Here is a 12,988-nt window from a genome sequence, read left to right on the forward strand (position 1 = left end):
GAGAGTTTGGACCGGGCCGCGCCCCCGGTCTAGGCGCAGAGGCGGCCACCGGAGACGGGCACGGGACTTGCTATAATAGCGGCAAACGGGAGGGAAAATGGCCGAATACGATCTCGTCATCCGCAACACGACGATTGCCACGGCTTCCGATGTGGTGAAGGGCGATATCGGGATCGTCGGCGGACGCGTGGTGGCACTGGGCGAACGGCTCGACCGGGGCCGCCGCGAAATCGACGCCAGCGGCCTGATCGCCGTGCCCGGCGGCATCGACGCCCATGTCCACTTCGACCAGGACACGGCCGACGGCTCGGTCTTCTGCGACGATTTCGAGAGCGGCAGCCGCGCCGCCGCGGCCGGCGGAACCACGACCATCATTCCCTTCGCCTACCAGAACAAGGGCCAGCCCCTGCGCGACGCGGTGAACAAGTATCATGCGCGTGCCGAAGGCAAGTCGCTGATCGACTATGCGTTCCATGTGATTCTGTCGGACGCCAGCGAGAAGATCATGGGCCAGGATTTCACCGCCCTGGTCGCCGACGGCTACACCTCGTTCAAGGTCTACATGACCTACGATGACGTGAAGCTGACCGATCGCGAGATGCTCGATGCGCTGGCCGCCGCCCGCCGCGAGCAGGCGATGCTCATGATCCATGCGGAAAACTCCGACTGCATCACCTGGCTGACCGAGCGGCTGGAGTTGAAGGGCATGACGGCCGCCAAGTTCCATGCGACGTCGCGACCCTTCGTCGTCGAGCGCGAGGCCACCCATCGCGCCATCTCGCTGGCCGAACTGCTCGACGTGCCGATGCTGCTGGTCCACGTCTCGGCGAAGGAGGCGATGCACGAGATCCAGCGCGCCCAGGCGCGCGGTCTGCGCGTTTATGGCGAGACCTGCCCGCAATACCTTTTCCTCAGCGAAGAGGATTTCGAGAAGCCCGGCGAGGAGGGCGCAAAGTGCGTCTGCTCGCCGCCGCCGCGCGGCACCGACAACCAGGAGCATATCTGGACAGGCCTGTCGGCCAACACCTTCCAGGTCCTCTCCTCCGACCATGCCGCCTTCAGGTTCGACGACGTGCGCGGCAAGAAGCTGCCCGGTGCCGCCCAGAGCTTCCGCAAGATCCCCAACGGCGTGCCGGGCGTCGAGACGCGACTGCCGCTGCTGTTCTCCGAAGGCGTCAACAAGGGCCGCATCACCCTGCAGCAGTTCGTGGCGCTCTCCTCGACCAACGCCGCGAAGATCTACGGCTTGCATCCGCGCAAGGGCACGATCGCCGTCGGCTCGGATGCCGATATTGTGCTGTGGGATCCCGAACGCCGCGTGAGCCTCACCAACTCGATCCTCCACCACAATTGCGACTACACGCCCTACGAGGGGCGCGAGCTCACCGGCTATCCGGTGATGACCCTGTCGCGCGGCGAGGTGGTGATGGAGGAAGGCCGCATGAGCGGCTCGGCCGGCCGCGGACTCTTCCAGAAGTGCGACCGCCCCGAAGCCGCCCGCCCGCGCGGCCGGCCCCTGATCGACCCGTCGATCTTCAATTAGAGAAGGATGACTTTAAGTTCGACCCAAACCCACTTCGTCGTCTCGACCGGAGCGCGCAGCGCGGAGCGGAGAGACCTCTTCTCCACCAAAAGCCGTCAAATCGGGGAGAGAAGGTCTCTCCACTCCGCCTCGCTACGCTCGGCTTCGGTCGAGACGACGGGGTGCTTTTGAGCTGGTGGTTCTTTTACGGACGCGACTCCAGATCATCCACTTGAGGACTCCGCTGTATAGCCTTCGAGGAACTCGACCACTTCGGCCATCGGCAGGACATCGGCGTATTTGGCCATCATGTCGTAGAGGTTGGCGAAGTGCGGGCTCTCGTGCTTGTCGGCGACGCACTCCTCGGGAACGATGGTACGGAAGCCGCGCGAAAGACCGTCGACCACGGTGGCGCGCACACAGCCCGACGTCGAACCGCCGGTGACGATCAGCGTATCGACCTGGTGAAAGGTGAGCAGCGAGCCCAGGTTCGTCTCGAAGAAGGCCGAAGCCATGCGCTTGTTCATGACGATGTCATGGTCGCGCTCGACGTCGCAGCGGTCGTCGAGCTGCGCCCGCCGGTCGCCGGCCTTGATGCTTCGCAGCCTCTCGGACATGTCGGCGCGCGTTCCCCACACGCCGCAATCCTCGCCCGAGTCGAGATAGGCGACGAAGGTCCAGATCACCGGGCAGCGGTGGGAGCGTAGCAACCGCGCCAGCCTGTTCACATGCTCGATCTGCCGGGGATCGGTCTCGTAGGCCGTCGCGAACTCGGACGGCCGCGTGTAGGCGTTCTGGAGATCGATGTTCACCAGGGCTGGCTTGCGCCCGAAGCCGAAACGCGGCCGCCGCGGATCGGCTTTGAGCGCCTCGTAGAGCTGACGTGCCGTCTTGGGCGAGGTTTCCATGCGAGGTGCTTGAGGCCGGAGTTTGTCACTCCAGCCTATCGGGAGCGCGGCGTCGCGGCGACTCCCGGAACATGGTTGAGGACCGAATGGACGAGGCCGCCATCGACCAACAGGGATTGCCCGGTGATGTAGCTGGCTTGCGGTCCCAGCAGGAAGGCGATGGCATCGGCGATATCGCCCGGCTTGGCGACCCGGCCGAGCGGCACCATTTTGGCGCGGCCGCGCGCCAGGATGGGCTTGCTGTAGATCGCGTCCGTCATCGAGGTATGGACGAAGCCCGGGCAGACAGCATTGGCGCGGATGCCGTCGGGCGCCCATTCCTGGGCCATCATCTCGGTCAGCATGATCAGCGCGGCCTTGGTCGGGCTGTAGGCGCCGGTCGGAAGCTGCGGCACGACGCCCGCCATCGACGCCAGCATCACGATGGCGCCCTTTGAGCGTTTGAGATGCGGATGGGCGGCCTTGGCCAGCAGCCAGTTGGCGCGCAGGTTGATGTCGAACACGCGGTTCCAGGTCGCGAGGTCGAGGTCGACCAGCTTCGCGGGCGCGGTAATGCCGGCATTGCCCACCAGGGCATCGATGCCGCCCATCGCCTTGACCGCCGCCGCGATCACCCTGGCAGGCGCCGTGGGCTTGGCCATGTCGGCCCTGAGCGTGCGCACCTTGCAGCCCGAGGTGCGCAGGTTGGTAGCCAGCGTCTCGAGCTCGTCGAGATAGGCCACGTCGCACAGCGTCATCGCCTCCGCGCCCTCGGCCGCCAGTTTCAAGGCGGTCGCGCGACCGATACCACGGCTCGCGCCGGTAATGACGACCCGCATTGTTTCCTCCCCTTTATGGCCCGTCTTATGGGGAGGATGGTGGCACGGTTCCCGGCTTGGGGTCGATGGGGAGGAGTCGATCGAAACCGACCATTTTCTCGTAAAGCGCGGCGGCCTGAAGGAGCGCCGCCTCGCCGCGCGGCTTGCCGACGAGCTGCAGGCCCACCGGCCGGCCGAAACTGTCGAAGCCGCAGGGAACGGCAATCGCCGGGCTGCCGGTCACGGTGATGGCGGAGTTGAGCGTCGAGCCCGACATGTAGTTTTCGAGCTTCTTGCCGGCGATGGTGGCCGGCGCCCGCAGGTTGACGTCAAAGGCGGCGGTCGGCGCGCCCGGCGTCACCAGCAGGTCGTAGGTCTGGAAGAAGGCGAACATGCGCCGATAGAGCGCCGCGCGCTCCCGCTCGGCCCAGGCGAGCTGGCTGGTGGTCTGCTTCAGGCCGAGTTCGGTGTTCCAGATGATGTCGGGCTTGAACTTGTCACGATGCTGCTGGATCTGCAGTTCGCGGTCGACGAGGAATTGCTGGCTGCGAAACGCCATGAAGACTTCGTCGACCGGCCCGAAGTCGGGCGAGACCTCTTCGACGATGCAGCCCAGCTCCTCGAAGCGTTGCGCCATCTTCGTACAGATCTCGCGGATCTCGCGGTCGACCTCAAATCGGCCGCCGAAATCAATCGTGAAGGCCACACGCTTCGGCAGAACGGGATTGGCCACCGCCGCGCTGAACGACACGGCCGGGGCGTCGAAGGTCATGGCGTCCTGCGGACAGAAACCTGCCATCGTGTCGAGGAACAGCGCCAGGTCGGCGACGTTGCGCGCCATCGGGCCCTGCACCGACTGCGGCGAATAGAGATTGTTCGAGGTACCGCGCGTCACCCTGCCGGCCGACGGGCGGAGACCGACGGTCGAGCAGTAGGTGCCGGGCCGCCGCAGCGAGCCGCCATGGTCGGAGCCGTGCGCCAGCCAGACCTCGCCGGTCGCCACCGAGACCGAGCCGCCGCCCGTGGAGCCGCCGCAGGTGAGCGAGGTGTTCCAGGGGTTGCGCGTGCGGCCGAAGACCTCGTTGAAGGTGCTGCCGCCGGCGCCGAATTCCGGCGTATTCGACTTGCCGACCACGATGCCGCCCTTGCGCTCGATACGCTCGACCAGCGGATTGGATTTCTCTGGGACATGGTCGGCGAAGATCGGCGAACCATAGGTGGTGCGCACGCCCGCCACGTCGGTCAGGTCCTTGATCGACACCGGAAGACCGGCCAGCCAGCCCGCTTCGCCCTCGGCTTCGTTGGCCTTGCCTTCCATGATCCGCTTGGCGTGGTCGCGCGCGCGGTCGAGGCACAGCGTCGGCATGGCGTTCACGGCGGGCTCGACCTGGGCCATGCGCGCCGCCGAAGCGTCCACCAGGTCGAGGGGCGAAATCTCCTTCTTCTTGAGGCGCGAAACGGCCTCGACTGCGGTAAGACGCCAAAGTTCGTTGCTCATGCAGTGCCTCCAGCAACCAGTCTGCCAGCCTTAGCCCGCGCCTGTCTGCCTTCCCTGTCGCGCAAAGCTGGTTTGGCTGCCCTGACGGCTCCGCATGCGCATCGGCCCAATATTCGCCAACGAGGAAACGCACGATGACAACCAACCCCACAGAAGCCGCCGGACCGCTCAAGGGCCTGCGCATCGTCGACATTTCGACGGTCGTGGCCGGCCCGTTCGCGGCGGGCCTGCTGGGCGATTACGGTGCCGAGATCGTCAAGGTCGAGATGCCGGGCGTGGGCGATTCGCTGCGTGCACTGGCGCCGCACAAGGACGGCGTGCCGCTGTGGTGGAAGGTCACCAACCGCAACAAGAAAGGCGTCACCCTCGACCTGCGCATTCCCGAGGGCCGCGAGCTGTTCGCGAAGCTGGTCACCGACGCCGACGTGCTGGTCGAGAACTTCCGCCCCGGCACGCTCGACGGTTGGGGCATCACGCGCGCCTGGCTGCAAGGCCTCAATCCGCGCCTCACCATCCTGCGGGTCACCGGCTTCGGCCAGGACGGGCCCTATGCCGGGCGGCCGGGTTTCGCGCGCATTTTCGAGGCCATGAGCGGCTTCACGCAGATCTGCGGCGAGGAGGACGGGCGGCCGCTGCATCTCGGCTATCCGATCTCCGACGCCGTCGCCGGCCTGTTCGGGGCGCTGGGCATCCTGGCCGCCCTGCACGATCTCGCACGCCATCCCGAGCGCCGCGGCCAGGAGATCGATTGTTCGGCGACCGAAGCGATGATGCGCACGCTGGAGTTCCTGGCCATCGAGTACGACCAGCTCGGCGCCGTACGCACGCGGTCGGGCAATCGCAGCCAGTATGCCGCGCCGGGCAACGTCTATCGCACCGCCGACGACAAGTGGGCATCGATCGCGGCCTCGACGCAGAGCATCTTCGTGCGGCTCTGCGCGGCGCTCGACCTCAAGCACCTGCTGGAGGATTCGCGATTCGCCCTCAATCCGGCGCGGGTGAAGCATTACCGCGAGCTCGACGAGATCGTCGGCGCGGCCATCGGCAGGCTGACCCTGGCCGAGCTGCGCGAGACCTTCACCCGGCACGAGGTCGGCTTCTCGCCGATCTACGACATCGCCGACGTCTTCGCCGATCCGCAGTTCCAGGCCCGCCAGGCGATCGTCAGCGTACCCGACGCGGAGCTGGGTGCAGTGCGCATGCAGGGCGTGGTGCCGCGCTTCTCCGAAACGCCGGGCGCCGTCCGCCATGCCGGTCCGGCGATCGGTCAGCACAACGAAGAAGTCTATGGCGGCCTGGGCCTGTCCGGAGCGGAGATCGCGGCGCTGAGGGCGCGCAGGGTCATCTAGCGGGCCGCCGAAAAGCCCGATTTTCGCGAATAAACGAGATAAACGAAATAAACGAATCAGACGAAAGGAAAAACCGGCTCCAATTGCAGGTATCATGGTACCGCAGCCGGGCCATGTTTCCCGCCAGAGCGGGCAAAAACCCTCTTCGAACAGCCTGCCAGGGAGGATCAAGATGCTACGACGTACGTTTGGTGCGCTTTCGCTCGCCACGTTGGCCGCGCCGTCGGCCCAAGCGCAGGGCGACAAGGTCGCGAAGCTGGTGGTCGGCTTTCCGGCCGGCCAGGCGACCGACATCGTCGCCCGGCTGCTCGCCGAGGCACTGAAGCCCGAGCTGGGCGAGACCGTCATCGTCGACAACAGACCGGGTCAGGGCGGCAGCATCGCGCTTGGCCTGGTCGCCCGCGCGACGCCGGACGGCAGCACCTTCGTCCTGTCGCCGCTCGCCGCCCTGGCCATCAATCCGCACCTCTACAAGAACGTGACCTACCAGAGCCTGACCAGCTTCGAGCCGGTGGCGCGCGTGTGCGACCTGCCGCTCGTGCTGGTGGTGCATCCGTCCCTGCCGGTGAAGACGCTGCCCGAACTGATCGCCTACGTTAAGGCCAACCCGGACAAGCTCAGCCATCCCTCGTCGGGCAACGGCACCTTGAGCCACGTCGCGATGGAGGAGCTGAAGGCCAAGGCCGGCATGCGCATCCTTCACGTGCCCTATCAGGGCAGCCCGCCGGCGATGAACGACCTCGTCGCCGGCACGGTGCAGCTCGCGATGGATACCGTCACCGTCACCAAGCCGCATGTCGATGCCGGGCGCTTGCGGCTGATCGCCGTCAGCACGCTCGATCGCCTCTCCTTCTTCCCCGACAGCCCGACCATCGCCGAGCAGGGCTTCCCCGGCCTCGAAGCCAGTGCGTGGCTGGCGGTCCTCCTGCCGGCGCAGACGCCCGTCGACAAGGTCAAGCGCCTGTCGGACGCCGTCGTGAAGGTGGTCGGCCTGCCGGACATCCAGAAGAAGTTCCTGGCCGTGGGCGCCATCCCGCACGCAATGGACGCTGCCCAGTTCACCGCGTTCCTGAAGAGCGAGGATCAGCGCTGGAGCAAGGTGATTGCCCAGTCGGGCATCAAGGCAGACTGACCATCTGCCGCCGGCGCTGGGCCATGTAGAGGATACCCAGCAGCATCAGGTTGAGCAGGTTGAAGGCGAGCGCCGACTGGAAGGCCGACGCGTAGGAGAGCGTCGCGTCGAAGATGAAGCCGCCCAGCCAGCCGCCCGCCGCCATGCCCGCCATCGCGAACAGCATCACCACGCCCAGTCGCCAGCCGGCGATGGTCGGTCCGTAGAGGAAGCGCAGGTTCAGCGCATACCCCTGAACGATGGCGATGAAGGGAATGCCGTGCAGCAGCGACAGCGCGTAGATGCCGTTGATGTCGCGCGCATGGAGGAAGCCGACCAGCGAGCCGATCTGGATCACCGAGCAGAGCAGGCTGACGGGCAGCGGCCCGATGCGCTGGGCGAGGCGCGCCATGACGAAAGTGGCGACGATGGCCGAGATCAGCACCAGCGACACCGCCTCGGTGCCGCGCGCCGCCGGATAACCGAGGTCGCCGCAGAACGCGACCATATGCACGAAGGGGATCGCCATGGCGGCGCAGCAGCAGAAGCCGGCGGCCGACAGCAGCAGCATGATCGTCGAGGAGGGTAGCGGCAGGTGGACCTTCTCCTCGCGCCGCCGCCCGCCCGGCCCGCGCAAAGTCGGTGCCGCACGAACATAGAGCGCGCCCAGCAGCAGAAGCACACCGGACACCAGCCCATAGACCAGCAGCGTGTCGCGCCAGCCGATCTCCGGCAGCAGCAGGCGATAGACCTGCGGCCACACCGAGCCGGCCACCGCCGGCCCGATGGAGATCAACGCGACCGCCATGTTGCGCCGCTTCTCGAACCAGCCCTGCACGTTGTTCATCGCCGGCGTGAAGGTGCCGGCATTGCCGAAGAAGCCCAGCAGCATCGCGTAGCCGGCATAGAGTGCGAACTCGCCGCCGCGCGACGCGACCCATCCGCCCAGCGCGATCGAAAGGGCCGCAATCAGCAGGGGCACCCGGGGGCTGGTGCGATCGGCCAGCCAGCCCATGAAGACGCCGCCCACGCCCATGCCAAAGAAACCCACCATGTAGGCAAAGGACGGCACGGCGCGCTGATCGCCGAAGTCGGCCGCCATCTCCTTGAGGCCGACCATGGGCAGGTAGATGCCGCCGCCGCCCAGCGCGACACAGGCCATCGAGACCAGCGCCAGCCGCCAGGCGTAGGCGCTGTCGATGCCCCTTCCCGGGCGGGCTTCGCTCACTCGCGCGCCAGCGCCGCCGTGGCTGCCGTTTCGGCGTCGAGCACCTGATCGTCGTCCATCAGCACGGTGACCTTACGCAGCTTGCCGGTGAAGGCGAACGGCGCCTCGTAGTGCGACACCGGGCTCGACCGGTCGCGACCGATGTCGAGGCCCGACCAGGAGATGAAGCTCACGAAGCCGTTCTGGGTGTCGAAGCTGCCCGCCGGCTCGCCGTCGATCAGGATGGTGGCCAGGTTGCGGCCCTGGTTGCGGCGCATGCGCACCGCCAGCTTGCGGTTGCCGGCCGGCACGGGCCGGTCGGAGACGATCAGATGATGCTCGCCGCCGATGTTCATGTCGTAGGTGAGCTTCCCGTCCTTCATGTAGAGCGAATAGCCGGTCGTCATATCGCCATGGGCGATCAGCACGCCCTCGGTCATCGGCCCGTCGACATGGACGTCAGCCTCGATCGTGTAGGTGCGGTTGCGCACGTCAGGCGCCACGTCGGTCGGGACATGGCCCATACCGGCGTGGAAGACGAAGCGGTTGCGCGGACCGTGGAAGCGCTTGGCATTGTCGGCGAAGCGCGGCGCGAATCGGTCGTCGAGAGGGAGCACCTTGCTCGCCTCCGCCTGCCGCCACCACTCCTCGATCATCGCCTTCAGCCGCTCGGGCTCCTTCTCGGCGAGATCGTTGGTCTCGTTGAAATCCCGGTCGAGGTGGTAGAGCTCCCACTTGTCGTTGGCGAAGTCGGCGCCCGGCGGATGGTAGGAGACAGCCTTCCAGCCGTCCTGCACCAGGCCGCGATGGCCGAACATCTCGAAATACTGCGGCTTGGCCTTGGACCTGGCCTTCGCGTTCTTCAGGCTCTTGGCGAAGCTCGTGCCTTCGAGCGGCATCTGCTTCACACCGTTGATCACCTTGGGCGGCTTGATGCCGACCACGTCCAGCAGGGTCGGCACGAGGTCGCTGGCGTGACAGAACTGGTGGCGCAGCTCGCCGCGCGCGGCGATGCCCTTGTCCCAGGCCATCACCAGCGGGTCGCGGATGCCGCCGCCATGCGTGTTCTGCTTGTAGCGGCGCAGCGGCGTGTTGGCCGCCATCGCCCAGCCCCACGGGAAGTTCGAATGCGTGTCGGGCCCGCCGATATCCTCGATGCGCGCGATCTTCTCCTCGAGCGATTCGCGGCGGAGATTGTAGGGCCCCATGGCGTTGATCATGCCGAACGGGCCGCCCTCCTGACTGGCACCATTGTCGGACATGACAATGACCAGGGTGTCTTCGAGCTGGCCGGCGCTTTCGAGGAAGGCCATCAGGCGGCCGATATGCTGGTCGGCATGGTCGAGCATAGCGGCATAGGCAGCCTGCAGCCGCGTGAACATGCGCCGCTCCGGCTCGGCCACGTCCGCCCAGGCACGCACCGAGTCGTTGCGCGGCGGCAGCTGCGTGCCCTTGGGCACGATGCCCATCTCGATCTGGCGGGCGAGACGACGCTCGCGCTCGGCGTCCCAGCCTTCGGCAAACACCGAGTCGTACTTGGAGACGAGGTTGAACGGCGCCTGGTGGGGCGCATGGCAGGCGCCGAAAGCCACCCAGGTGAGCCAGGGAATCTCGGCATTGTCGGCCACGTGGTCCGCGAGATAGCGGATCGCCTGGTCGACGAGATCCGACGTCAGGTGATAGCCGGTGGCGAAGGTGCCCGGCGGATCGACCGGCGTGTTGTCGCGCACCAGCTCGGGGGCATACTGGTCGGTCTCGGCATCCATGAAGCCGTAATAGCGGTCGAAGCCGCGGCCGAGCGGCCAGCCGTCGAACGGGCCGGTGGCGCCCGATTCCGTGAGCGGCGTCACGTGCCACTTGCCCAGCATGTAGTTGCGATAGCCGTGCGGGCGCAGCATCTCGGCGATGGTGCCCGCCTCGCGGCTGATCTTGCCGCGATAGCCCGGGTAGCCCGAATCGAAGTTGGCGAGACAGCCGACGCCGACCGAATGGTGGTTGCGGCCGGTCAGCAACGCGGCGCGTGTCGTCGAGCACATCGCGGTCGTGTGGAAGCCGGTGTAGCGCAGGCCACGCTTGGCGATGGCGTCGATGGCGGGCGTGTGAATCGGCGAGCCATAGCAGCCGAAGTCGGAAAAGCCGACATCGTCGAACAGGATGACCAGGATGTTGGGCGCGCCTTTCGGCCGCTTGGGCGCCTCCGGCCAGTGGGGCTGTGACTCCTGAACCGTCTTGCCGATCTTTCCGCCATGTCCCGTCATGCGCTTCCTCTTTCGTTGTCGCGGTTTTCCGACACTTGGGCAGCGCGATCAACCTTGTCGCAGTTCATGCCACTTGTTAGGGAAAGTCATGGCTCACTTCACCTCCGATGGGCTCGACCTCGCCTACGACGAATTCGGTCCCGCCGATGGCCGCAAGGCGATCGTGCTGGTGCACGGCTTCTCCGCGAATCGCACCGAGAACTGGAAGCGCATGGGCTGGTACGACGCCATCGCCGCCAAGGGGCTACGCGGTTTCGCGCTCGACAATCGCGGCCATGGCGAAAGCGCCAAGCCGCACGATCCCGCCCGATATGACCGCGAGGCGATGGCGCGCGATGTATTTGCATTGATGGACCGTGCCGGCGTCGAGCGCGCCCACGTGCTGGGCTTCTCCATGGGCGCGCACATCGCGCTGACGGCAGCGCTGGTGGATCCCGGCCGCATCGATCATCTCGTGGTCGCGGGCGTCGGCGGCAAACTGTTCGATCCGCCGCGCGCGGAAGGCGCCATGGCGGAGGCCATGGAAGCTGCCACCCCCGACGAGATCGCGGACCCGATGCTCAGGAGCTTCCGGCACTTCGCCGACGAGCAGAAGGAAGACCGGCTGGCCTTGGCCGCCTGCTCGCGCGGGCCACGCCTGCCGCTGACGCGCGATTCCCTGATGGCGATCCGGCGTCCGGCCCTCGTCGTGGCCGGCGCCCGCGACCAGCTCGCGGGACCACCGCAGGGTCTGGCCGATTGCATTCCCGGCGCCAAGGCGGTGACCCTGCCGGGCTGCGATCACTTCTCCTGCATCGGTCATCCGATGTTCAAGGCGAGCGTCTTCGACTTCTTCGACGGCTGGCTCGAGTAGAAGGCGTGGCACGCGTTTCCTTCAAGTCGATCCAGGCGCGCGCCGCCAAGCGCAAGGGCGGCGAAAAGGTGCTGGCGTCGCTGATGCCGAAGAAGCGCGACAACAAGGCTTTGGCGAAGCTGACGGACGACCGCGTGCTGGCCGAGATGGCGCGCCGCGTCTTCTGCGCGGGCTTCGTGTGGAGCGTGATCGACAAGAAGTGGCCGGGCTTCGAGGAAGCCTTCCTCGGTTTCAATCCCAAGCGGCTCCTGTTCCAGCCCGCCGAGTTCTGGGAGAAGCTGACACAGGACACGCGCATCGTGCGCAACCCGACCAGCATCCGGTCGGTGCGCGACAATGCGAAGTTCGTCACCGACATCGCGGCGGAGCATGGCAGCTTCGGCAAGTTCCTGGCCGCCTGGCCGGCGGACGACCAGATCGGCCTGCTCGACGTCCTTGCCAAACGCGGCTCCCGGCTCGGCGGCTTCTCCGGCCAGTACCTGCTGCGTTTCCTCGGCCGTGATTCCTTCATCCTGACCGGCGACCTGATGATGTGCCTGCGCGATGCCGGCGTGCCGATCAGCGAGAAGGGCACGTCCAAGAAGGACCAGAAGCTGGCCCAGGCACAGATCAATGAATGGGCCCGGGAAAGCGGCCTGCCCCTCACCCACATCTCGCGCATCTGCTCGATGTCGATCGGCGAGAATCACGATGCCGCGCGTCTCGCGGAAGCCATGCGGACCTGACCATGACGAACATCCTGCTGATCAATCCCAACACGACGAAGTCGATCACCGATCTGGTCCTCAGGACGGCGAAGGGTTTTGCCTCCAAGGGCACGCGCCTGCGGGCGCTGACCGGTTCCTTCGGCCCCCGCTACATCGCCTCGCGCGCGGCCTACGCCATCGCAAGCCATGCCGCGCTCGACGCCTATGCCAACGATCGCGGCCCGAAGGATGTCGTGGTTCTCGCCTGCTTCGGCGACCCCGGTCTCGCGGCTCTGAAGGAAGTCAGCCCGGTCCCGGTCGTCGGCATGGCTGATGCGTCGATCCTGCAGGCCTGCGCCATGGGCAACCGCTTCTCCATCGTCACCGGCGGCGAGCGCTGGAAGTCGATGCTGGAGGAGTTCGTGGCAGGCCACGGCCTCACCTCCCGTCTGGCCTCTGTGCGCACCGTCGCGCCGACGGGCGCCGACATCGCGCGTAACCCCACCGCCGCAATGGAATTGCTGGCAAAAGGCTGCAGCGCCTGCGTCGAAGAGGACGGCGCCGACGTCGTGATCCTGGGCGGTGCGGGCCTGGCCGGTCTAGCCGCGAAGCTGAAGCCGATGGTCGACGCCCCTCTTCTCGACGGGGTGGCGTGCGCCATCTCGATGGCCGAGGGGCTGGCGCTTCAAAAGCCCGCCAAGGCCACCCATGGTGCACTTGCGAAGCCGGGCGCCGTCGACAGCATCAAACTCTCCAAAGGTCTTTCGAAGCTGCTGCAATCACCCTAGGGTCCGTCCCT

At 66.6% G+C, this 12,988-nt stretch carries 11 protein-coding genes; 6 read left to right on the plus strand and 5 right to left on the minus strand.

The window, feature by feature from the left end; all coding sequences use genetic code 11:
* Positions 1 to 97 precede the first annotated feature (97 nt).
* The gene (hydA, locus tag Q0Q48_RS14005) at positions 98 to 1,543 is read left to right on the plus strand and encodes a dihydropyrimidinase (protein WP_295138581.1); all 1,446 of its coding nucleotides are present in this window, start codon (positions 98 to 100) and stop codon (positions 1,541 to 1,543) included.
* A gap of 203 nt (positions 1,544 to 1,746) precedes the next feature.
* Here the strand turns inward: hydA and Q0Q48_RS14010 are convergent, their stop codons facing one another.
* From Q0Q48_RS14010 to Q0Q48_RS14020, 3 genes are read right to left on the minus strand one after another with little or no spacing between them, the layout of a single operon-like run.
* Entirely contained in the window at positions 1,747 to 2,430 is a 684-nt protein-coding gene (locus tag Q0Q48_RS14010; RefSeq protein ID WP_295138583.1) for an isochorismatase family protein, read from the minus strand.
* Between the two features lie 35 nt (positions 2,431 to 2,465).
* Positions 2,466 to 3,248, minus strand: coding sequence for an SDR family NAD(P)-dependent oxidoreductase (locus Q0Q48_RS14015; protein ID WP_295138585.1), 783 nt, complete (start codon positions 3,246 to 3,248; stop codon positions 2,466 to 2,468).
* A gap of 25 nt (positions 3,249 to 3,273) precedes the next feature.
* Complete coding sequence (locus Q0Q48_RS14020; RefSeq protein WP_295138586.1) at positions 3,274 to 4,725, minus strand: amidase family protein; 1,452 nt, start codon at positions 4,723 to 4,725, stop codon at positions 3,274 to 3,276.
* A gap of 134 nt (positions 4,726 to 4,859) precedes the next feature.
* On the opposite strand from Q0Q48_RS14020, the gene Q0Q48_RS14025 reads away from it, so the two are divergent.
* Both Q0Q48_RS14025 and Q0Q48_RS14030 read left to right on the plus strand, forming a co-directional pair.
* Positions 4,860 to 6,074, plus strand: coding sequence for a CoA transferase (locus Q0Q48_RS14025; protein WP_295138588.1), 1,215 nt, complete (start codon positions 4,860 to 4,862; stop codon positions 6,072 to 6,074).
* A 172-nt stretch (positions 6,075 to 6,246) separates the two neighbouring features.
* Positions 6,247 to 7,206 carry a tripartite tricarboxylate transporter substrate binding protein gene (locus tag Q0Q48_RS14030; protein WP_295138590.1) on the plus strand — a complete coding sequence of 320 codons (960 nt, stop codon included), beginning with the start codon at positions 6,247 to 6,249 and terminating at the stop codon, positions 7,204 to 7,206.
* Here Q0Q48_RS14030 and Q0Q48_RS14035 read toward each other — a convergent pair.
* On the minus strand, positions 7,193 to 8,413 hold the full coding sequence (locus tag Q0Q48_RS14035) for an MFS transporter (RefSeq protein WP_295138592.1): 1,221 nt from the start codon (positions 8,411 to 8,413) through the stop codon (positions 7,193 to 7,195). The genes Q0Q48_RS14030 and Q0Q48_RS14035 overlap by 14 nt on opposite strands.
* Entirely contained in the window at positions 8,410 to 10,650 is a 2,241-nt protein-coding gene (locus Q0Q48_RS14040; RefSeq protein ID WP_295138594.1) for an arylsulfatase, read from the minus strand. The genes Q0Q48_RS14035 and Q0Q48_RS14040 overlap by 4 nt, the downstream gene beginning before the upstream one ends.
* 88 nt (positions 10,651 to 10,738) lie before the next feature.
* On the opposite strand from Q0Q48_RS14040, the gene Q0Q48_RS14045 reads away from it, so the two are divergent.
* The 3 genes from Q0Q48_RS14045 to Q0Q48_RS14055 are packed head-to-tail and all read left to right on the plus strand — an operon-like array spanning position 10,739 to position 12,977.
* Positions 10,739 to 11,503, plus strand: coding sequence for an alpha/beta fold hydrolase (locus Q0Q48_RS14045; protein ID WP_295138596.1), 765 nt, complete (start codon positions 10,739 to 10,741; stop codon positions 11,501 to 11,503).
* Between the two features lie 5 nt (positions 11,504 to 11,508).
* A complete protein-coding gene (locus Q0Q48_RS14050; protein WP_295138598.1) occupies positions 11,509 to 12,228 on the plus strand; it encodes a DNA-3-methyladenine glycosylase I in 720 nt (239 codons plus the stop codon).
* 2 nt (positions 12,229 to 12,230) lie between these two features.
* Entirely contained in the window at positions 12,231 to 12,977 is a 747-nt protein-coding gene (locus tag Q0Q48_RS14055) for an aspartate/glutamate racemase family protein (protein ID WP_295138607.1), read from the plus strand.
* Positions 12,978 to 12,988 lie beyond the last annotated feature (11 nt).

The sequence above is a fragment of the uncultured Reyranella sp. genome (assembly GCF_945957355.1).
In the GTDB taxonomy this organism is placed as follows: domain Bacteria; phylum Pseudomonadota; class Alphaproteobacteria; order Reyranellales; family Reyranellaceae; genus Reyranella.